This window comes from Halomonas ventosae, assembly GCF_004363555.1.
Lineage (GTDB): Bacteria > Pseudomonadota > Gammaproteobacteria > Pseudomonadales > Halomonadaceae > Halomonas > Halomonas ventosae.
Genome location: NZ_SNZJ01000003.1, coordinates 173,781 through 193,625 on the forward strand (window position 1 = coordinate 173,781; position 19,845 = coordinate 193,625).

At 69.4% G+C, this 19,845-nt stretch carries 21 protein-coding genes and 1 riboswitch; of the genes, 15 read left to right on the forward strand and 6 right to left on the reverse strand.

The window, feature by feature from the left end:
- Positions 1-96: 96 nt before the first annotated feature.
- Positions 97-366, reverse strand: coding sequence for a hypothetical protein (locus DFP85_RS03525; protein WP_133634948.1), 270 nt, complete (start codon positions 364-366; stop codon positions 97-99).
- Positions 367-580: 214 nt separating this feature from the next.
- On the opposite strand from DFP85_RS03525, the gene metG reads away from it, so the two are divergent.
- The 5 genes from metG (at position 581) to DFP85_RS03550 (ending at position 5,498) form a co-directional block, all read left to right on the forward strand.
- Positions 581-2,623 carry a methionine--tRNA ligase gene (gene metG, locus DFP85_RS03530; protein WP_133634949.1) on the forward strand — a complete coding sequence of 681 codons (2,043 nt, stop codon included), beginning with the start codon at positions 581-583 and terminating at the stop codon, positions 2,621-2,623.
- Positions 2,624-2,632: 9 nt separating this feature from the next.
- A complete protein-coding gene (locus DFP85_RS03535; RefSeq protein WP_133634950.1) occupies positions 2,633-3,433 on the forward strand; it encodes an RnfABCDGE type electron transport complex subunit B in 801 nt (266 codons plus the stop codon).
- A gap of 192 nt (positions 3,434-3,625) precedes the next feature.
- Positions 3,626-4,261 carry an endonuclease III gene (gene nth / locus DFP85_RS03540; protein WP_133634951.1) on the forward strand — a complete coding sequence of 212 codons (636 nt, stop codon included), beginning with the start codon at positions 3,626-3,628 and terminating at the stop codon, positions 4,259-4,261.
- 126 nt (positions 4,262-4,387) lie between these two features.
- Positions 4,388-5,143, forward strand: coding sequence for a YdcF family protein (locus DFP85_RS03545; protein ID WP_133634952.1), 756 nt, complete (start codon positions 4,388-4,390; stop codon positions 5,141-5,143).
- Between the two features lie 79 nt (positions 5,144-5,222).
- A complete protein-coding gene (locus tag DFP85_RS03550; protein WP_133634953.1) occupies positions 5,223-5,498 on the forward strand; it encodes a hypothetical protein in 276 nt (91 codons plus the stop codon).
- 11 nt (positions 5,499-5,509) lie between these two features.
- On the opposite strand, the gene DFP85_RS03555 is transcribed toward DFP85_RS03550, so the two are convergent.
- A complete protein-coding gene (locus DFP85_RS03555; protein ID WP_133634954.1) occupies positions 5,510-6,187 on the reverse strand; it encodes a glutathione S-transferase family protein in 678 nt (225 codons plus the stop codon).
- A gap of 161 nt (positions 6,188-6,348) precedes the next feature.
- Here DFP85_RS03555 and DFP85_RS03560 point away from each other — a divergent pair, with 161 nt between their 5' ends.
- The 4 genes from DFP85_RS03560 to DFP85_RS03575 are packed head-to-tail and all read left to right on the forward strand — an operon-like array spanning position 6,349 to position 11,736.
- Entirely contained in the window at positions 6,349-6,720 is a 372-nt protein-coding gene (locus DFP85_RS03560) for a response regulator transcription factor (protein ID WP_133634955.1), read from the forward strand.
- On the forward strand, positions 6,720-8,789 hold the full coding sequence (locus DFP85_RS03565; RefSeq protein WP_133634956.1) for a 3'-5' exonuclease: 2,070 nt from the start codon (positions 6,720-6,722) through the stop codon (positions 8,787-8,789). Before DFP85_RS03560 ends, DFP85_RS03565 begins: the two co-directional genes overlap by 1 nt.
- The gene (locus tag DFP85_RS03570; RefSeq protein WP_106231616.1) at positions 8,786-8,980 is read left to right on the forward strand and encodes a hypothetical protein; all 195 of its coding nucleotides are present in this window, start codon (positions 8,786-8,788) and stop codon (positions 8,978-8,980) included. The genes DFP85_RS03565 and DFP85_RS03570 overlap by 4 nt, the downstream gene beginning before the upstream one ends.
- A 23-nt stretch (positions 8,981-9,003) precedes the next feature.
- Entirely contained in the window at positions 9,004-11,736 is a 2,733-nt protein-coding gene (locus DFP85_RS03575; RefSeq protein WP_133634957.1) for an ATP-binding protein, read from the forward strand.
- Positions 11,737-11,820: 84 nt separating this feature from the next.
- Here the strand turns inward: DFP85_RS03575 and DFP85_RS03580 are convergent, their stop codons facing one another.
- From DFP85_RS03580 to DFP85_RS03590, 3 genes are all read right to left on the reverse strand, one after another.
- Positions 11,821-12,948 (reverse strand): DUF294 nucleotidyltransferase-like domain-containing protein, encoded by a 1,128-nt coding sequence (locus DFP85_RS03580; RefSeq protein ID WP_133634958.1) that lies wholly within the window; start codon positions 12,946-12,948, stop codon positions 11,821-11,823.
- Positions 12,949-13,001: 53 nt separating this feature from the next.
- Entirely contained in the window at positions 13,002-13,316 is a 315-nt protein-coding gene (locus DFP85_RS03585) for an HlyU family transcriptional regulator (RefSeq protein ID WP_133634959.1), read from the reverse strand.
- A gap of 81 nt (positions 13,317-13,397) precedes the next feature.
- The gene (locus DFP85_RS03590) at positions 13,398-14,615 is read right to left on the reverse strand and encodes an argininosuccinate synthase (protein WP_133634960.1); all 1,218 of its coding nucleotides are present in this window, start codon (positions 14,613-14,615) and stop codon (positions 13,398-13,400) included.
- A 144-nt stretch (positions 14,616-14,759) separates the two neighbouring features.
- Between DFP85_RS03590 and rnt the strand changes: the two genes are divergently transcribed.
- The gene (gene rnt / locus DFP85_RS03595) at positions 14,760-15,422 is read left to right on the forward strand and encodes a ribonuclease T (protein WP_106231603.1); all 663 of its coding nucleotides are present in this window, start codon (positions 14,760-14,762) and stop codon (positions 15,420-15,422) included.
- Between the two features lie 159 nt (positions 15,423-15,581).
- On the opposite strand, the gene grxD is transcribed toward rnt, so the two are convergent.
- Positions 15,582-15,935: a Grx4 family monothiol glutaredoxin gene (gene grxD, locus DFP85_RS03600; protein WP_133634961.1), complete on the reverse strand. Its 354-nt coding sequence runs from the start codon at positions 15,933-15,935 to the stop codon at positions 15,582-15,584.
- A 191-nt stretch (positions 15,936-16,126) separates the two neighbouring features.
- Between grxD and argF the strand changes: the two genes are divergently transcribed.
- The 5 genes from argF to DFP85_RS03625 all read left to right on the forward strand — a co-directional run bounded on the left by argF (position 16,127) and on the right by DFP85_RS03625 (position 19,842).
- Positions 16,127-17,047 (forward strand): ornithine carbamoyltransferase, encoded by a 921-nt coding sequence (gene argF, locus DFP85_RS03605; RefSeq protein WP_133634962.1) that lies wholly within the window; start codon positions 16,127-16,129, stop codon positions 17,045-17,047.
- 121 nt (positions 17,048-17,168) lie between these two features.
- Positions 17,169-17,474: a hypothetical protein gene (locus DFP85_RS03610; RefSeq protein WP_133634963.1), complete on the forward strand. Its 306-nt coding sequence runs from the start codon at positions 17,169-17,171 to the stop codon at positions 17,472-17,474.
- Between the two features lie 76 nt (positions 17,475-17,550).
- Positions 17,551-17,673: riboswitch (TPP riboswitch) on the forward strand.
- 62 nt (positions 17,674-17,735) lie between these two features.
- Complete coding sequence (thiO, locus tag DFP85_RS03615) at positions 17,736-18,833, forward strand: glycine oxidase ThiO (protein WP_243737191.1); 1,098 nt, start codon at positions 17,736-17,738, stop codon at positions 18,831-18,833.
- A complete protein-coding gene (gene thiS / locus DFP85_RS03620) occupies positions 18,830-19,039 on the forward strand; it encodes a sulfur carrier protein ThiS (protein ID WP_106231595.1) in 210 nt (69 codons plus the stop codon). Before thiO ends, thiS begins: the two co-directional genes overlap by 4 nt.
- Positions 19,039-19,842: a thiazole synthase gene (locus DFP85_RS03625; protein WP_208108439.1), complete on the forward strand. Its 804-nt coding sequence runs from the start codon at positions 19,039-19,041 to the stop codon at positions 19,840-19,842. Before thiS ends, DFP85_RS03625 begins: the two co-directional genes overlap by 1 nt.
- Positions 19,843-19,845: the final 3 nt, after the last annotated feature.

Sequence of the window (19,845 nt, forward strand, 5' to 3'; positions counted from 1 at the left end):
GTTCGAGCTTGCCAGATGGGAACCTATCTTGCTCAGGGAGCCGGCCCGATCATGCCACGAGCCCGAGCGCCACTGAGGTGTAACGGCGCGAGGGGCTCACTCGCAGGGCACCACGCGACGCGCGGTATCCTTGGCCCAGAGGCTCTTGCCGTCCGGGGTGGTGCCGTGGGCGTTCCAGGTCTCGCTGACCTCGACGCAGTAGGAGCCAAGATCCTCGATGCGCTTCTCCGGGTTGGCGGGGCGCTCGTCGCTGATCCGCATGATATCCGGGTTGGCACTGGTATAGGTCGGGGAGATGGCACTGCTGGCGCAGCCGGCGGTAAGGGCGGCGAGCACTGCCAGGGGCAGGGCATGACGTAGACGCATGGGGAATTCCTCCGGGAGGGGGGACAGGGTTCTCCAGCGTGACTTCGGTTGCAGGACCTCCGGCCGGCCGTCACTCCGTTTGACGCCCCGCCAGATGGCGGCATCATACCCGAGCGGTCGAGATCGCGCCAATCGGGCGCTCGGCGCGGATGCAGCCATGCGCGAAGATGGCTACAATCGTGGCCTGATTTTCAACGGGATACCCTGAGCCGCCATGTCGAACACCGCCCGCGCCTCGCGCAAGATCCTGGTCACCAGCGCCCTGCCCTACGCCAACGGTGCCATCCACCTGGGCCACCTGCTGGAGTACATCCAGACCGACATCTGGGTGCGCTTCCAGAAGAGCCGCGGGCATGAGTGTCACTACGTGTGTGCCGACGACGCCCACGGCACGGCCATCATGCTGCGCGCGGAGCAGGAGGGCATCACCTCCGAGGCGCTGATCGAACGGGTCTCCCGCGACCACCAGACCGACTTCTCCCGCTTCGGGGTGGCCTTCGACAACTATCACTCGACCCACTCCCCGGAGAACCGCCACTTCAGCGAGCTGATCTACACCCGGCTGCGCGACAAGGGGCATATCGCCACCCGCGATATCGAGCAGATGTTCGACCCGGTGAAGGGCCTGTTCCTGGCCGACCGCTTCATCAAGGGCACCTGTCCGAAGTGCAAGGCCGAGGACCAGTACGGCGACAACTGCGAGGCCTGCGGCGCCACCTACACGCCGGCGGAGCTGATCGATCCGGTCTCGGCGATCTCCGGTGCCGCCCCCGAGGTGAGAAGCTCCACCCACTACTTCTTCAAGCTGCCGGACTTCGCCGATTTCCTGAAGGCGTGGATCGACGATGACCATGTCCAGCCGCAGATCCGCAACAAGCTGATGGAGTGGTTCGAGTCGGGCTTCAACGAATGGGACATCTCCCGCGACGCCCCCTACTTCGGCTTCGAGATCCCCGACGCGCCGGGCAAGTACTTCTACGTCTGGCTGGATGCGCCGATCGGCTACCTGGCCAGCTTCAAGAACCTCTGCGACCGCCGGGGGATGGACTTCGACGCCTACTGGGCACCCGACTCCGACGCCGAGGTCTACCACTTCATCGGCAAGGACATCGTCTACTTCCACGCCCTGTTCTGGCCGGCCATGCTCCACGGCGCCGACTTCCGGACGCCCACCGCGGTCAACTGCCACGGCTTCGTCACCGTGAACGGCGCCAAGATGTCGAAGTCGCGGGGCACCTTCATCAAGGCCGCGACCTATGCCGACCACCTCAACCCCGAGTACCTGCGCTACTACTTCGCCGCCAAGCTGACCTCGCGGGTCGACGACCTGGACCTCAACCTCGAGGACTTCGCGGCGCGGGTGAACAGCGACCTGGTCGGCAAGGTGGTCAACATCGCCAGCCGCTGTGCCGGCTTCGTCAAGAAGCTCGGCGGCGGGAGGCTCGCCGCCCACTGCAGCGAGCCCGAGATGGTGGCGCGCTTCATCGCCGCCGGTGACGCCATCGCCGAGGAGTTCGAGGCCCGCGAGTTCGGCCGCGCCATGCGCCGCGTGATGGAGCTGGCCGACGAGGCCAACACCTACATTGCCGACGCCGAGCCCTGGGTGCTGGCCAAGCAACCCGGCCGCGAGCAGGAGGTGCTGGAGATCTGCTCGGTGGGTATCAACCTGTTCCGCCAGCTGATGGTCTACCTGGCCCCGGTAGTACCGGCCATGGCCGAGCAGGCCCAGGCGTTCCTCGGGCTCGACACTCTCGACTGGCACAGCCGCCACACCCTGCTGGTGGACCACGAGATCGCCAAGTTCAAGCCGCTGATGACCCGCGTGGAGCGGGACAAGATCGATGCCATGATGGCGGCATCGAAGGAGGACCTGGTGGAAGAGCAGAAACTCAAGGAGACGGCGAAGGGCCCCCTGGCCGAGGAGCCCATCGGTGAGGAGATCAGCTTCGACGACTTCGCCAGGGTCGACCTGCGCATCGCCCGCATCGCCCGGGCGGAGTATGTCGAGAAGGCCGACAAGCTGCTCAAGCTGACCCTGGACCTGGGCGGCGAGACCCGCACCGTCTTCGCCGGCATCCGCGCCGCCTATGCCCCGGAGGCCCTGGAGGGGCGGCTGACGGTGATGGTCGCCAACCTGGCGCCGCGCAAGATGCGCTTCGGCGTGTCAGAGGGCATGGTGCTCGCCGCCGGCAGTGACGACGGCATCTACCTGCTCGGCCCTGATTCCGGCGCCGAGCCGGGCCAGCGGGTGCGCTGAGGCGCCGCCGTGACGGAGACCGATGCCCGCCCCCGGGCCGCGCTGATCGAGGCCATCGATGCCGAACTGCCCCAGACCCAGTGTGGCAAGTGCGGTCAGCCCGGCTGTCGTCCCTATGCCGAGGCCATCGTCGACGGCGAGGCCATCAATCGTTGCCCGCCCGGCGGCGAGGCTACCGTGGCCCGGCTGGCGGCGCTGACCGGTCGCGCGCCGCTGCCGCTGGCCGAGCCCGCCCAGTCGCCGCTGGTGGCGTGGATCCGCGAGGCCGAGTGCATCGGCTGCACCAAGTGCATCCAGGCCTGCCCGGTGGATGCCATCCTGGGCGCGGCCAAGCGCATGCACACGGTCCTCGTCGACGAGTGCACCGGCTGCGAGCTGTGCGTGGCGCCCTGTCCCGTGGACTGCATCGACCTGCTGCCCCACCCCGCCTGGGAAGCCGCCGAGACCGATGAGGCGCGCGACGCCTACCTGGCCCGCCGCGCCGAGCAAGGTCGCCGTCGCCATCGCGCCCGCCAGCAGCGCCTGGCCCGGGAAGCCCGGGAGAGGCGGATGGAGCGCCAGAAGCGACTGATTCGGCAGCGCCAGCGGTCGGGGCCGGGCAGCGCTGCCGGCCCGGGGCCGCAGCGCCAGCGTCAGATGGCCGTCAAGGCCGCCGAACAGGCCCTGCGCCGGGCCAGGCAGCAGCTGGCCCACGCCGAGCGCCAGGGCGAGACCGGCGCGGTCGAGGCGGCCCAGGGCCAGGTCGACAGCGCCAGTCGACTTCTTGCTGAAGCGCGAAAGGCGCTGGAGCAGGCAACCGCAGACGAATGATGCAAAACAACAATGGCTAATCAGCCAGCACCCGACTGAGAGGGGCGCCGGAGACAGGTCGGAGAGGAGTTCCTACGCCAGGGATGGCGTCGGTAGCGCCCAGGGAGGGGTTCACAGCGCCTCCTCGGTGGTCCGACACTTCGGGACCTGTCACCGGCAAAGCCCCGGGCATTGCCACTGACCCGGAACACCATGAACGCCCAGAAACGCCACGAGATCTTCGCGCGGCTGCGCGACCACAACCCCGAGCCGACCACCGAACTGCACTGGAGCACGCCCTTCGAGCTGCTCGCCGCCGTGCTGCTCTCGGCCCAGGCCACCGACGTGGGGGTGAACAAGGCCACCGCCCGGCTCTTCCCGGTGGCCAACACGCCCCAGGCGATCCTCGCGCTGGGGCTCGACGGCCTCAAGGCACACATCCGGACCATCGGCCTCTACAACACCAAGGCCGAGAACCTGATGAAGACCTGCCGGATCCTGGTCGAGCAGCACGGCGGCGAGGTGCCCCGCACCCGCAAGGCCCTCGAGGCCCTGCCGGGCGTCGGCCGCAAGACCGCCAACGTGATCCTCAACACCGCCTTCGGCGAGCCCACCATCGCCGTGGATACCCATATCTTCCGCGTGGCCAACCGCACCGGGATCGCCAGGGGCAAGGACGTGGTCGAGGTCGAGAAAAAGCTGCTGCGCCATGTGCCCAGGGAGTTCCGCCAGGATGCCCACCACTGGCTGATCCTCCACGGGCGCTACACCTGCCTGGCGCGCAAGCCCCGCTGCGGCAGCTGCATCATCGAGGACCTCTGCGAGTACCCGGAGAAGACCGAACTGTGACAGGCGCCCTCGCCGTCCTGCCGTGGCGACACGCATCTCGCCATCGCCGGCCCGCGAAGGGCCCTGGCTGGCACAAGTGCCCGTCGGCTGGTTCACTGGCGGCATGACCGTCAACGAGACCCGCCCATGGAAGCGCTGAAGTACCTCCTGCTGCCGCCGGTGATCAATGCCCTGCTTCTCCTCGCCGGCCTGGCCCTGGGCGCTCGTCGGCTGAGCGGCGGCCTGTTGGTCACCCTGGGGCTGGGCGGCCTGCTGGCCCTTTCCACCCCGCTGGCGAGCCACGCCCTGCGCCAGGGGCTGGAACCACCGGCCCTTGCCAGCCCCGCCCAGCTGCGTCAGGCCCAGGCCATCGTGATCCTCGGCGGTGGACGCGACTACGCCTCGCCGGAGTTCGGCTGGGGCGATGCCCCCTCCAATGCCAGCTGGCGCCGGCTGGCCTACGGCGCCTACCTGCATCGCGAGACCCGCCTGCCGATCCTGGTCAGTGGCGGTCGCGTGCACGACGAGCACAGCGCCGAGGCGAGCCTGATGGCCGCAGCGCTGCGTGAGGTCTTCGAGGTGCCCGTCCGCTGGATGGAAGGGCGCAGCCGCAGCACCGCCGAGAATGCCCGCTACACCGCCGAGATGCTGGGCGGCGAGGGCATCGGGCATGTCGCAGTGGTCTCCCAGGCCTGGCACCTGCCGAGGGCGGTGGCGGAGTTCGAGCGCGCCGGCCTTGCCGTCACCGCCGCGCCGACCGAGTTCGCGAGCGCCCCACCGCCGGGCATACACGCCATGATCCCGCGTGCCTACCACCTCCACCAGAGCACCCGCGCCCTGCACGAGTGGCTGGGGCGGGCCGAGCTGGCCCTGCGCAACCACCTGCTGCGACGCGGTGACTGACCCCAACGTCGAAGCGCCAAGCCTGCCGTGAGGCGCTAGGCTGGCCGCTACGTTCCGTCTTCTCGACACGAGGCCCGACATGCTGGACCTGCTGATCCCCCTCTCCCTGGCCGCCGCCTTCGGTGCCCTCCTCGGCTCGCTCTGCCGGCTGACCCGCTGGCCCGGCCGCGACCGCCCGCTGCTCTTCACGCTGGTGGGCCTCGTCGCCGGCATCACCGCCTTCTTCATCCATCTGGTGCTCAACTGGGTGACCGGCGCGCCGGTCTGGTGGCTGCCGGTGCTGGTGGTGCTGCAGGTCTGGCTGTGGCTGGGGCCGCTGGGACCACGGCGAGGACTCGACCGGCAGCGCAAGTAGCCACGGCCCCGTCACGACAGGGAGAACTCGCCGCCTCGCTCCACCGCCCGGCGATAGGCCGGGCGCTCGCGGCAGGCCGCCAGGAACGCCTGCAGCCTGGGGTAGCCGGAGAGGCCGCCGCCGTCCTCCAGGGCGAGCAGCGGAAAGCTCATCTGGATGTCGGCCGCACTGAAGGCGTCGCCGGCGAACCAGGTGCTGCGCCCGAGCTCGGCTTCCCAGTAGTCGCTCAGCTGGCGGATCTGCGGTCCCAGCAACTGCTGCTCCACCCCGCGGGCGAAGAGCCGGCCGAGGGGCCGGGCCAGCGCCGGTACCGGGGGCTTGCCCAGCGAAGTGAAGACCAGCCGCATCACCAGCGGCGGCATGGCAGAGCCCTCGGCATGGTGCAGCCAGAAACGGTAGCGCTCATGGGCGTCACTGCCCGCCGGCGGCGCCAGAAGTCCCTCCTGATCGAAGCGTTCGACCAGGTACTCGAGGATCGCTCCCGATTCCGCCACCACCCGACCGTCCCGGGCCTCGTCGCTGATCACCGGCGACTTGCCGAGCGGGTGGACCTCGCGCAGCGACGCGGGCGCCAGCATGGTGCGGGGGTCACGCCGATAGGTGATGACCTCGTAGTCGACGCCGAGCTCCTCCAGCAGCCACAGGACACGCTGGGAGCGGGAGTTCTCCAGATGATGGACCTTGATCATGCCGTCCTCCTCGGTGGGCCCCCAAGGAGCGGGGGCAACCCCCGCACCCTAGCACGCCACTCGCGTCGCCTCCTGCCAAGGTCGTCTTTGCGACCGCCCGGCCGCCCACTAGACTGATCGGCAACCATGCATAAAAGACCGCACACTCATAGGAGGGCACCATGGCCAAGGTGCTGGTGGTGGACGACGAACCCAATATCGTCCTGTCCCTGGAATTCCTGATGCAGCAGGCCGGCTTCCAGGTGGACACCGCCGAGGACGGCGAGAGTGCCCTGTCGCGGATCGCCGAGTCGCCCCCGGACCTGGTCCTGCTGGATATCAGCCTGCCCGGCATCAGCGGCTTCGACGTCCTCGAGCGCCTGCGCAGCGACCCCGACCATGCCCGGCTGCCGATCATCATGCTCACGGCCCACGGGCGGGAAGTGGAGCGCGAGAAGGGCCTGGCCCTGGGCGCCGACGACTACATCACCAAGCCCTTCTCGACCCAGGCGCTGGTCGAGAAGGTCAAGAAACTGCTCGCCGAGGTGTCCTGATGGCCAAGCGTGGCTCGCGACTGCCCCGCCGCCAGCGGCTGATCGGCCTGTGGCTGCTGCTCAGCGGTATCAGTATCTTCGGCGGCGCCGTGTTCGCGCTGTGGCTGGACAGCCTCGCCGGCCTCGAGGGCACGGCGCGGCTACTGCTGTGGCTGGGCTGCTTCTCCGGGGGCGGCACCATCTTCCTGGTCGGCCTGCTGCTCGAGCGCCAGCTGTTCACCCCCCTGCGACACCTGCAGGTCCAGCTGGCCCGCCTGGTGGCCAACCCGGATGCCCGCCAGGACTATCCGCCCGAGGGCTGGCTGCGGGGGCTCGGTCCCGACCTGATGCGCGTTCGCGAGGCCTGGCGGGCCGACCGCGAGCGCCTGGCGACCGCCCATGCCGAGGGCGCGCGCAGTGCCGCCCGCATCCGCCAGGAACTCGAGACCCTGCTCCAGGTGCTCGACACGCCGCTGCTGCTCTGCGACCACCACCGCCGGGTGCTGCTCTTCAACCAGGCCGCCGAGACGCTGTTCGAGGGCCATCCCGGCCTGGGGCTCGGCAAGCGCCTCGACGCCCTGATCCCCATCGCGAGCCTGGAGGATGCACTGGGCCAGCTGCCCGACGACGGGGCGCCGCGGGAGATCCTGGTCCCCTGCGACGAACGCTGGCTGCACGTGGTGCTGCGCCGCGTCCCCGACAGCAACCACGAGACGCTGCTGACCCTGACCGACACCACGGCGGCCTGGACCAGCGAGATGGGCGCCCGTGCCGACATCGCCGAGATGCTGCCGGTACTGCGCCGCCACAGCGCCAGCCTGACCAGTGCCGCCGATGCCCTGGTGGGCGTGCGCGACGACGCTGCGACCGGCGAGCTCGGGAAGCGCCTGGAGGCGGTGATCGACGAGGAGAGCCGGGCGCTGGCCGCCCAGCTCGAGCGCATGGGCCGGCTGATGGAGGACATGCACCGCGAGGGCGAGCGCCTGGTCCCGCTGTGGTCCAATGACCTCTGGGCGGCCCTCGAGGAGCGACAGGACAGCGCCTCCCTGCGCATCACCCCCATCGGCATGCCCGCCTGGTTGAAGGGCGACGCCCCGGCCCTGCTGGCGCTGCTCGACTCGCTGCTCCCTCACCTGGCAGCGCATGCCGGCCAGGCCGAGCTGGAGGGCGAGGTCTGCCTGGGCAACCGCCGGGTCTACCTGGACCTCATCTGGCGCGGGCGCCCGCTGGGCGAGAAGGTCCTGGACGAGTGGCGCGCCGAGCGCCTGGACGCCCTGCCCCTGGCCCCGCGGGTCGGTGACGTGCTGCGCCAGCACACCAGCGATGCCTGGAGCATCGCCGACCAGGACGGCGAGCATGCCCGCCTGCGCCTGCCGCTGCCCGCTACCGAACGGGTCGGCGCGCCGCGCCCGCGCACCCCGCCGCGCCCGGAATTCCACGACTTCGGCATCGCCGACATGCCCCCGCCGGACAGCGAGCTGGCGGCCCGGCCCCTGAAGACCCTGGAGGTCGTGGCCTTCGATACCGAGACCACCGGGCTGGAGCTTCGCCGCGGCGACACCGTGGTCAGCATCGGCGCCTGTCGCATCGTCAATGCACGACTGCTGGCCAGCGACATCTTCGACCTGCGGGTCGACCCGGAACGGCCCATTCCGCCGGCCAGCACCGCCATCCACGGCATCACCGATGACGACGTGGCCGGGGCACCGCCCCTCAACGTGGCCCTGCCGCGCTTTCGCGACTATATCGGCGAGGCGGTGATCCTCGCCCACAATGCCGCCTTCGACCTGCTGGCCATCCAGCCCCCCGGCGGCGGCATCGCGTTCGACATGCCGGTGCTCGACACCCTGCTGCTCTCCCGGGCACTCGACGACAGCCTCGACGGCCATGACCTGGACAGCCTGGCCGACCGCTATGACCTGAGCTTCCCGCCCGGCACCCGCCACACCGCCCTGGGCGACGCCCGGGTCACCGCGGAGCTGTGGCTCTCGCTGCTGCCCCGGCTGGAGGCGCGCGGCATCGAGACGCTGGAGCAGGCGCTGGCGCTGCAGGCCAGTGCCTTCGACAGGGAGGACGCCTTCGCCTCGTGAACACGCCGCGCCTGAAGGAGCGCCTGGTCGCGCTGATCGTGCTGGCGGCCCTGCTGTTCTCCCCGCCCCTGCTGCTGGTGGCCGACCGCTCCCCGACGGCCCCGGGCTGGCTGGTGGCCTACCTCTTCCTGGCCTGGGGCGCGGTGATCGCGCTGATGGCCTGGCTGATGGAACACCGTCACGAGGAGTGACCACGGATGCAGGCTGACACGCCATGAGAAGCAGTGTCGTGGTCCTGACGGTGGCCTTCGGCTACCTGGCGCTGCTCTTCGTCATCGCCGCCTGGGGGGACCGCCGCGCCGAGCAGGGTCGCTCGCTGATCGGCTCGCCCACCGTCTATGCACTCTCCATTGCCGTCTACTGCACCGCCTGGACCTTCTACGGCAGCGTCGGCCGCGCGGCCCAGTATGGCCCCAGCTTCCTTCTGATCTACCTGGGCCCGACCCTGGCGATGCTGATTGCCCCCTTCGTGATCCGCAAGATGGTGCGCATCGCCAGCGCCCAGCGCATCACCTCCATCGCCGACTTCATCAGCGCCCGCTACGGCAAGAGCTCGAGCCTGGGCGCCCTGGTGGCGCTGATCGCCCTGATCGGCATCACCCCCTACATCGCCCTGCAGCTCAAGGCCATCACCGTCAGCCACGCGGTGCTGGTCAACTACCCCCAGGCCGCCGAGCTGCGCCTGGCCGACGAGAGCTTCTGGGCCGACAAGTCCTTCTGGGTCGCCCTGGTGCTGGCGGTGTTCATCATCCTCTTCGGCACGCGCCACCTGGATGCCAGCGAGCGCCATGAGGGCATGGTGGCGGCCATCGCCTTCGAGTCGCTGGTCAAGCTGGTGGCCTTCCTCTCGGTGGGGGTCTTCACCGTCTTCGTGCTCTTCAACGGCCCGGCGGAGCTCTTCGCCCGGGTCGGCGCGATGCCCGAGCTGACCCGGCTGATGAGCCTGGAGGCGGTGCCCGGCGGGGCCCTGGGCTGGGTGGGCATGCTGGTGCTGGCGTTCCTGGCCTTTCTCACCCTGCCGCGGCAGTTCCAGGTGCTGGTGGTCGAGAACGTCGACGAGCGGCACCTCAAGCGCGCCAGCTGGCTCTTCCCGCTCTACCTGCTGGTAATCAACCTCTTCGTGATCCCCATCGCCCTCGCCGGGCTGCTGCTGGGCGACGCCAGCGGCGACCCGGACAGCTTTGTGCTCACCCTGCCCCTCTCGGCCGGGCTGGAAGGGCTGCCGCTGCTGGTCTTCATCGGCGGGCTCTCGGCCGCCACCGGCATGATGATCGTCGAGACCATCGCCCTCTCGACCATGGTCAGCAACCAGTTGGTGATGCCGCTGCTGCTGCGCTCGCGCCACCTCCACCTGAGCACCCGGGGCGAGCTCGCCGGCTGGCTGCTGCGCATCCGCCGCGTGGCCATCCTGCTGATCCTGCTGCTCGGCTACCTCTACCATGCGCTGATCGGCGACGCCTACAGCCTGGTGACCATCGGCCTGGTCTCCTTCGCCGCCGCCTGCCAGTTCGCCCCGGCGCTGCTGGTCGGCATGTACTGGCGAGGCGCCAACCGCCTGGGGGCCGGGGTGGGCATGATCGCGGGTGTCCTGATCTGGGCCTGGACCCTGCTGATCCCGGGCTTCGCCCAGTCGGGCTGGCTGGATGCCGGCTTCCTCGAACAGGGCCCCTGGGGGCTCTCCTGGCTCAAGCCCTATGCGCTGTTCGGCCTCGAGGGCTGGGACATCTATACCCACTCGCTGCTGTGGAGCCTGGGTGCCAACCTCGGCCTGCTGGTAGGGATCTCGCTCTTCACCCGCCAGTCGCCGCTGGAGCAGACCCAGGCGGCGCTGTTCACCGAGGCCATGCACCCCGGCCTGGTCCAGACCACGCTGTGGCAGGGCCAGACCACCCGTGGCGAACTGCGCGCCCTGCTCGACCGCTACCTGGGCGGCGCTGCCACCGCCCGCGTCTTCGCGATCCATCCCGACGAGGCCGCCGACGACAGCCAGCCCGCCCCGCCGGGGCTGACCACCCGTGCCGAACAGGCCCTGGCCGGTTCCCTGGGCAGCGCCTCGGCACGGGTACTGATCGACTCGGTGGTGCGCGGCGAGGCCCTGAACCTCGAGTCGATCCTCAGCATCCTCGACACCACCTCCGAGACCCTGGAGGTCAACCGTCGACTGGAGCAGAAGTCCCGGGAGCTCGCGCGCACCAGCGAGGAGCTGCGCGCGGCCAACGAGCGCCTGCGCGAACTCGACCGCCTCAAGGACGAGTTCGTGGCCATGGTCAGCCACGAGCTGCGCACGCCCCTCACCTCGATCCGCGCCTTTGCCGAGATCCTGCGCGACAGCGACGACCTGCCCGACGAGAAGCGCCGCCACTTCCTCGACGTGGTGGTGCGCGAGAGCCAGAGGCTCTCGCGCCTGATCGAGGAGATCCTCGACCTGGCAAGGCTCGAGAGCGGCCGCCTGACCCTGGAGCCCCGGCGTCTGGACCTGGTGGCCCTGGCACGCCACAGCGTGGATGCGGTGCACCGCCTGCAGGAGGACCGCGGGGTAAGCCTCGCGGTCGAGATCACACCAGAGACCGCGACGGTCATCGGCGACCCGGACCGTCTCGAACAGGTGATCATCAACCTGCTCGACAACGCCGGCAAGTTCGCCGCCGACGACGACCCCAAGGTGCTGCTGCGCCTCGAGCGGTACAAGGACCACTACCGCCTCGCCGTGGAGGACAACGGGCCCGGCATCGCCGAGGACGAGCGCGAACGGGTCTTCGAGAAGTTCCACCAGATCCAGCGCCAGGAGGGGGGCGAGACACGCGGCCGCCCCCGCGGCAGCGGCCTGGGGCTGCCCATCAGCCGGGGCATCGTCGCCCACCTGGGTGGGCGACTGTGGGTCGAGGAGGCGCGGCGACTGGGCGGTGCCTGCCTGGTGATGGAGCTGCCCGAGGCGCCACCGGAATAAGGCCCAAGGAGCAAGGAGCAAGGAGCAAGGAGCAAGGCATTGTGCGCTACCGAGGCAGTTGGCTAGTGGCCAGCCTGCGGGCGTTCAGGGCCGCCGCGCATGGCGCAACAGTCGACGGATCTGCAGCAGGTCATGACGCAGAAGCAGGCGCTTCTCCTCGCCCAGCCGGGCGATATCCACCCAGCCATCGGGGCTGCGCCCCTCGATGAGGGCCCGGCGCTGCTCGTCGAGCATCAGCGCCTGCAGCCGCTCGTGCGCCGCGGTCAGGGCCCGGGCATGCTCGGCGTCGAGCGCCTCCTGCATCACCAGCGCCACCAGCCGCGAGCGGGTATCCGGCGGCCGCACCCCGTGGCGGACGGCCAGCAGGCGCACCGCATTCACCAGCGGCAGCATTCCCTGGCGCTTGAGGTTGATGGCTCGCTCATGGGGGGCGCCCTCGCCGTCGCCGCCGAGCCGGCCGAGCCGGTCCAGGGCCAGCGGCAGCTCATCGAGCAGGCTCGCCATCTCGTCGAGGAAGAGGTGGGCCTTCGGCAGCAGCCGGGCCACCCGATCGGCCAGGGCCTCGGCGAGCGCGGGCTCGCCATGGACCGGGTGGAAGTCGAGCAGGATATTGGCCTGCTGGACCCGCTTGACGCGACGCTCCGCGGTCCAGATCTCCAGCTGTGCACGCCACTCCGAGAGCCGCTTGCGCCACATCGGCCAGCGCGCCATGACATGGCCCTGGCAGAGCGGGATCCCGGCCGCATCGAGGCGCGCGGTGAAGCGCTCGCCCAGCGACTGGAAGTAGCCGTCGATCTCGGTATGCCGCTCGTCGGGGTAGTCGGCGATGATCATGGCGTTGTCCTGGTCCGGCGCCAGCAGGCTCTCGTGGCGCGCCCCCGAGCCGAGGGTCAGCACGCAGAAGGCCGCCGGCGGCGCCCCCCAGCCCTGGCCGCGCATCTCCTCCAGGGAGAGGGTGATGGCGCGCCGGTAGAGCCAGTCGTTATGGTCGCTGATCAGCTGGCTGATACGCCAGGCGGGCAGGTCGAGCCGGTCGAGGGCCTCCACCAGCTGGCCCTGCCAGGCATGGGCCTCGTCCAGGTCGGGAGCGGGCCCCAGGCTCGCCAGGGCCTGGCCCAGCGGGGCCAGCAACGCCGGCCAGCCGCTCGGGTCGGGCAACGCATCGGTGGCGAAGAGCCCTCGCCAGGGCGAGGGTCGGTGCAGCAGGCGCATGGTGGCTCCGGATCATGCTATGGATCGGCATGTCCTGAAGTATAGGGCGAGCCTCAGCGCGGCGAGAACATCTCGTCGCCCACCTCGTCGATGAAGCGCTGCGCCTTGCTGATCATCAGGGCGTCGCAGGCCTCGCGGCCGGGCAGCATGTCGGAGCGCTCGAAGCGGTGCTCGAGCATCTCGCCCTCCTCATCGTCGGCGGCGGGCAGCGGCTTGCGGATCCAGCCGCTGACGCGGTACTGGCCGCCCTGGTCGGCGGGTTCGGAGATGATCAGGTAGCCCTTGTACTCCACCGGCTCGGCGGCCGCGGCGTTGCCGGACTTGCCCTCGCCACCGCCGAACAGGCCGGATAACAGCTTCTTGAACATGGTGCTCTCCTCGCTTGTGGCAGCCCTCGACACGACGACGCCGGCGGCGGGCCGGCGTCGAGGAAGGCATGACGCTGCGTCTCAGTCCTGCCTGCGGCCCTTGCCGGCGGCGATGCGCAGGCGAAGGGCATTGAGCTTGATGAAGCCCTCGGCATCCTTCTGGTCGTAGGCGCCGGCATCATCCTCGAAGGTGGCGATGGACTCGTCGAAGAGCGAGGCGTCGGACTTGCGCCCCGCCACGGTGGCACTGCCCTTGTAGAGCTTCATGCGCACCACGCCGGAGACGTTCTTCTGGGTCTCGTCGATCGCCGCCTGCAGCATGCGACGCTCCGGGCTCCACCAGTAGCCGTTGTAGATCACCTCGGCATACCGGGGCATCAGCTCGTCCTTGAGGTGCGCCTCCTCGCGGTCGAGGGTCAGCGACTCGATGGCGCGGTGGGCGCGCAGCATGATGGTGCCCCCCGGGGTCTCGTAGCAGCCGCGGGACTTCATGCCCACATAGCGGTTCTCGACGATGTCGAGGCGGCCGATGCCGTTGTCGCCACCCAGCTTGTTGAGCTTCTCGAGCACCTCATGGGGCTTCATCGGCACGCCGTCGATGGCCACGATGTCGCCCTGATCAAAGGTCAGCTCGATATAGGTGGGCGTATCCGGCGCGGCCTCGGGCGACACGCTCCAGCGCCACATCTCCTCCTCGGCCTCGGCCCAGGGGTCCTCGAGGATGCCGCCCTCGTAGGAGATGTGCAGCAGGTTGGCATCCATCGAGTAGGGCGACTTCTTCTTGGAGGAGAAGTCCACCGGGATGTCGTGCTGCTGGCAGTAGGCCATCAGCTTCTCGCGAGAGTTGAGGTCCCACTCGCGCCAGGGGGCGATCACCTTGACGCCCGGCTTCAGGGCATAGGCGCCGAGCTCGAAGCGCACCTGGTCGTTGCCCTTGCCGGTGGCGCCGTGGGAGATGGCGTCGGCGCCGGTCTGGTCGGCGATCTCGATCAGGCGACGGGCAATCAGCGGGCGAGCGATGGAGGTGCCGAGCAGGTACTCGCCCTCGTAGAGGGTATTGGCGCGGAACATCGGGTAGACGTAGTCGCGCACGAACTCCTCGCGAAGGTCCTCGATATGGATCTCCTTGACCCCCAGCGCCTGGGCCTTGGCCCGGGCCGGCTCGACCTCCTCGCCCTGGCCGATGTCCGCGGTGAAGGTCACGACCTCGCAGTCATAGGTTTCCTGCAACCACTTGACGATGACGGACGTGTCCAGGCCGCCGGAATAGGCGAGCACGACCTTCTTGACATCGGACATGCTGAGGCTCCTCTAGTAGCGTTCTCGAAGGAGGCGATTATAGCGCGCCGAGCCAGCAGCGAATACCGGCGACGCGACTCGCCGAGGGCAAGCTGCTAGACTTTCGCGGTTTCGAGACACGATGGCCCAGACAAGGAGAGGTGCATGAGCGAGGCGATCGCCCGCGAACTCATGGCGCAGCGATTCCGCAGCTTCCTGCCCGTGGTGGTGGACCTGGAAACCGGCGGATTCAATCCCGAGCGCGATGCGATCCTCGAGATCGCCGCCGTCACCCTGACCATGGACCCGGACGGCAACCTGGTCCCCGACGCCACCTACGCCTACCATGTCACCCCCTTCGGGGGAGCCAACGTGGAGCAGTCGGCGCTGGACTTCACCGGCATCCGGCTGGATGACCCGCTGCGCCGCCAGGTGGCTGTCAGCGAGGCCGAGGCACTGGGCGAGATCTTCCGCCCGGTGCGCAAGTCCATCAAGGCCCACGGCTGCACCCGGGCCGTGCTGGTCGGCCACAATGCCGCCTTCGACCACGGCTTCCTCAACGCCGCGGTCAACCGCTGCGGCATCAAGCGCAACCCCTTCCACCCCTTCTCGAGCTTCGACACGGCCTCGCTCGGTGGCCTGGTCTATGGCCAGACCGTACTGGCCAGGGCCTGCCGCGCCGCGGGCATCGAGTTCGACAACAGTGCCGCCCACTCGGCACGCTACGACACCGAGCGCACCGCCGAGCTGTTCTGTGCGATGGTCAACCGCTACAAGGACCTGGGCGGCTGGGCCCTGGCCCAGAAGGAGCAGGGGCTGGAGGAGTAGCGCCAAGCGGCCAAGCGGAGGCTAGGTTCAATCAACAACAAATAGCAAGAAACCCCGCCAGACGTTAGTCCGGTGGGGTTTCACGTTGCAGCCTCGCTACCTGTCGCCCGTCACCGGACAGCTTGGCGGCTTGGCGGCTTGGCGCTTGATGCCCGGCGTTTACTGCTTCTCGTCGCCCGGCTCCTCGGCCTGGGCACGGGAGGCCGCGGCCTTCACCAGCTTTTCCAGCTCGCCGGTCTGGTGCATCTCGACCACGATGTCGCAGCCGCCGACCAGTTCACCCTCGACCCACAGCTGCGGGAAGGTCGGCCAGTTGGCCACCTTGGGCAGCTCGGCACGGATGTCCGGGTTGTCCAGGACGTTGACGAAGGCGAAGCGCTCGCCGCAGGCCATCAGGGCCTGGACGGTCTGGGCGGAGAAACCGCACTGCGGCAGCTGGGGGGTGCCCTTCATGTAGATCAGGATGGGGTTCTCGCCGATCTGGCGCTGGATGTTCTCGACGGTGGTGCTCATGACGTCTCCCTTTCTCGTGTGTCCGGGCCCCGGCGAACCGGGCCTCGATTGACCGTGGCCGTCAGGCGCCCGGGCAATACCCGAGTATGCTGGTCGGCCTTGTGGATGAGGGCCATTCTACTGATGACGGTCGCGTTGCGCATCCCCCGTGGCCTGGCTAGGATGGTCGTTTTTTCCCGTGGAGCGACACCATGGCCACCCGCCATTTCCTCACCCTGCTTGACCTCGGTCCGGACGAGCTGCGCTACCTGATCCAGCGAGCCATCTCGATCAAGAACGGCCTGAAGACCCACGGGCCGACCTACACGCCCTTCGCCAACCGCACCCTGGCGATGATCTTCGAGAAGTCCTCGACCCGTACCCGGGTCTCCTTCGAGACCGCCATGGCGCAGTTCGGCGGCCATGCGCTGTTCCTCTCGCCCCGCGACACCCAGCTCGGCCGCGGCGAACCCATCGGCGATACCGCACGGGTGCTCTCGGAGATGGTCGATGCGGTGATGATCCGCACCTTCTCCCACGAGGGCCTGGAGACGTATGCCGCCGCCAGCACGGTGCCGGTGATCAACGCCCTCACCGACGACTACCACCCCTGCCAGCTGCTCGCCGACGTGATGACCTGGACCGAGCTCCGCGGCAGCGTGAAGGGACGTACCGCGGTGTGGATCGGTGATGGCAACAACATGTGCCACTCCTGGATCAACGCCGCCCGGCAGTTCGACTTCCAGCTGCGCATCTGCTGTCCGGAAGGCTACGAGCCACGCCAGGACATCCTGGCGGCTGCCGGCGAGCGGGTGACTATCATGCGCGATCCTCAGCAGGCCGTGGCGGAAGCCGACCTGGTGACCACCGACGTCTGGGCCTCCATGGGCCAGGAGGAGGAGCAGGCCAGGCGCCAGGCCGATTTCGCCGGCTTCCAGGTGAGCGAGGCGATGCTCGACCGGGCGAAGGACGACGTGCTCTTCCTGCACTGCCTGCCCGCCCACCGCGGCGAGGAGATCAGCACGACCCTGCTCGATGACCCGCGCGCCGTGGTCTGGCAGGAGGCCGGCAATCGCCTGCATGCCCAGAAGGCGCTGATCGAGTTCCTGCTGCTGGGACGCGTGGAGGGCTGAGGGACTCGCCCCGCCCGGCGGGCAGGATTCCCGGGCGGGGACATCTTAGACCTTGGTATGACATCGACCTTCGTCGCATGTATAATGCGCTGCAGCAGAATCCTAAAGGAGATGCGGCAGCATGAGACATGAGACCCCCAGCACCACCGGCATGCAGCGCAGCCTGCGCCAGTGCCTCTCCAACATGGCCGCCCTGCTCTATCGCCAGGGGCACGTCCTCGAGACGGTCACCGTTCCCCACCGCGGCCTCGACCGCCACGCCCTCGAGGCACTCGGCCAAGCCGACCGCGACTGGGCACCCTGCCAACACGTCCTCGAGACCAGCCGGGCGGCCACCTGGAATGACCAGCAGCGCTTCGTGCTGACCGGCCTCGGCCGCGAGCTGCTGTTCGACATGTTCGGCGAGGGGGCCGCCGACTGCGCCTGAGCCGAACAGAGCGCCACTCCTATGATGCCCGGGCATGCGACGAGATTGCGTGCCCGGGCATCTTTGGTTAAGTTGGCAGGACTTGTCGGGGAGCCCCGGTACGCTCAGGGAGACGTGCACGGGGGCTGAGATCGGTACGGCCGAACCCGTTGAACCTGATCAGGTTGATGCCTGCGGAGGGAACAAGCGCATGTCACGCCTGCCTGCCCCCTGTCGCCATCCCGCCTGGTCAGCCATGTCTCCTGCTGGATGGCCACTATCTTGACAACCACCACCGATCACGTCGCCGTCACCGGGGCCGGCCTGCTGGGGCGCCTGTTCGCCTGGCAACTGCTCGCCGACGGTCACGCCGTCACCCTCTATGACGCCGGGGACCTGGACGTCCCGCCGGCTGCCGCCTGGACCGCCGCCGGCATGGTCGCCCCGCTCTGCGAGACGGCCATCTCCGAGCGCTGCGTCCATGACATGGGCCGCTTCGCCCTGACCCAGTGGCCGCAGTGGCTCCAGGCCCTCGACGCCGCGTCGCTGTGGCAGCAGCACGGCAGCCTGATGGTGGCGCATCCCCAGGACCTGGGCGAGCTCACCCAGTTCCGCCACGACCTCGACCACGCGCTGGGCGGCAACGCCCCCTGCCAGCCCCTCGACGCCCGAGAGATCCACCGGCTGGAGCCCGACCTGGCGCCTGGCTTCCAGCAGGGCCTCTACTTGCCGGACGAGGCCCACCTGGACAACCGGGCCCTGCTCACCCGCCTGCTCGACGAGATTCGCGCCCTGGGCGGAGAGTGCCATGCCCACTGCCCGGTGGAGACCTTCCCCGGCGAGGTCGTCACCGCCGACGGCCGCCGGCGCTTCGACCTGGTCATCGACTGTCGCGGCACCGGCGCCCGGCCGCGCCACCCGAGCCTGCGTGGCGTGCGCGGGGAGACCCTGCACGTGCAGACCGACGAGATCCGGCTCTCGCGCCCGGTACGCCTGATGCACCCTCGCTACCAGCTCTATGTGGTCCCCAAGCCGGAGGGACGCTTCGTCATCGGCGCCACCCAGATCGAGAGCGAGGACCGCTCGCCCATGTCGCTGCAGTCCTCGCTGGAACTGGGCAGTGCCCTCTACACCCTCTCCCCGGCGTTCGCCGAGGCGCGCATCCTGGAGCAGGGGGTCAACCTGCGCCCCGCCTTCCTCGATAACCTGCCCCATGTCACCCACCGGGAGGGGCTGGTCACCGCCAACGGCCTGTTCCGCCACGGCTACCTGCTGGCCCCGGCCGTGGTCTGCCACCTGCTGGCCGTGATCCGCGGCCACGGCGAACGGCCCTTCGCCGACACTCTGGCGGCACGCCCGCCGCAGGAGAATGCTGCATGAACGAGATCACCCTGCGCCTCAACGACGAGGCCGTCCGCCTTCCCGCCGGCACGCCGCTCACGGACGCCCTGCAGGCGTGGCACTACGCCGACCGCCGGGTTGCCGTGGCCGTCAACGGCGAGTTCGTGCCCCGCTCCGCCTACGCCGGCCGGGTCCTGCAGGACGACGACCGCATCGATATCGTGGCCCCGGTGGGAGGTGGCTGATGGACGCGCTGCACGACGATACCCTGACGCTTTATGACGAGGCCTTCGCCAGCCGCTTCCTGCTCGGCACCGCCCTCTACCCCTCGCCCACGGTGATGCAGGAGGCCATCCGGGCCGCCGGCTGCGAGATGGTCACCCTGGGGCTGCGCCGCCAGAACCCCGCCGGCGGCGACGGCGAGGCCTTCTGGCAGATCCTGCGCGACAGCGGCTGCCGGCTGCTGCCCAACACCGCCGGCTGCCGCTCGGCCCGGGAGGCGATCACCCTGGCCCAGATGTCCCGCGAGCTCTTTGACACGCCCTGGATCAAGCTCGAGGTGATCGGCGATGACTACAACCTGCAGCCGGACCCCTTCGGCCTGCTGGAGGCGGCCCGGGAACTGGTCGACCAGGGCTTCAAGGTGCTGCCCTACTGCACCGACGACCTGGTGCTCTGCCAGCGCCTGCGCGATGCCGGCTGCCAGGCGCTGATGCCCTGGGGCTCGCCCATCGGCACCGGTCGCGGACTGATGAACCGCTATGCCCTCGAGACCCTGCGCCGGCGCCTCGACGTGCCGCTGATCATCGATGCCGGCCTGGGCGCCCCGTCCCAGGCCGCCGAGGCCATGGAGATGGGCTTCGACGGCGTACTGCTCAATACCGCCGTGGCCCGCGCCCATCGCCCCCCGCTGATGGCCGAGGCCTTTGCCGAGGCCATCCGCGCCGGACGCAAGGCCTACCTGGCCGGGCTGATGCAGCAGCGCCAGACCGCCAGCCCCAGCACGCCGACGGTGGGACAGCCCTTCTGGCACCGCGACGGCGGCTGACCT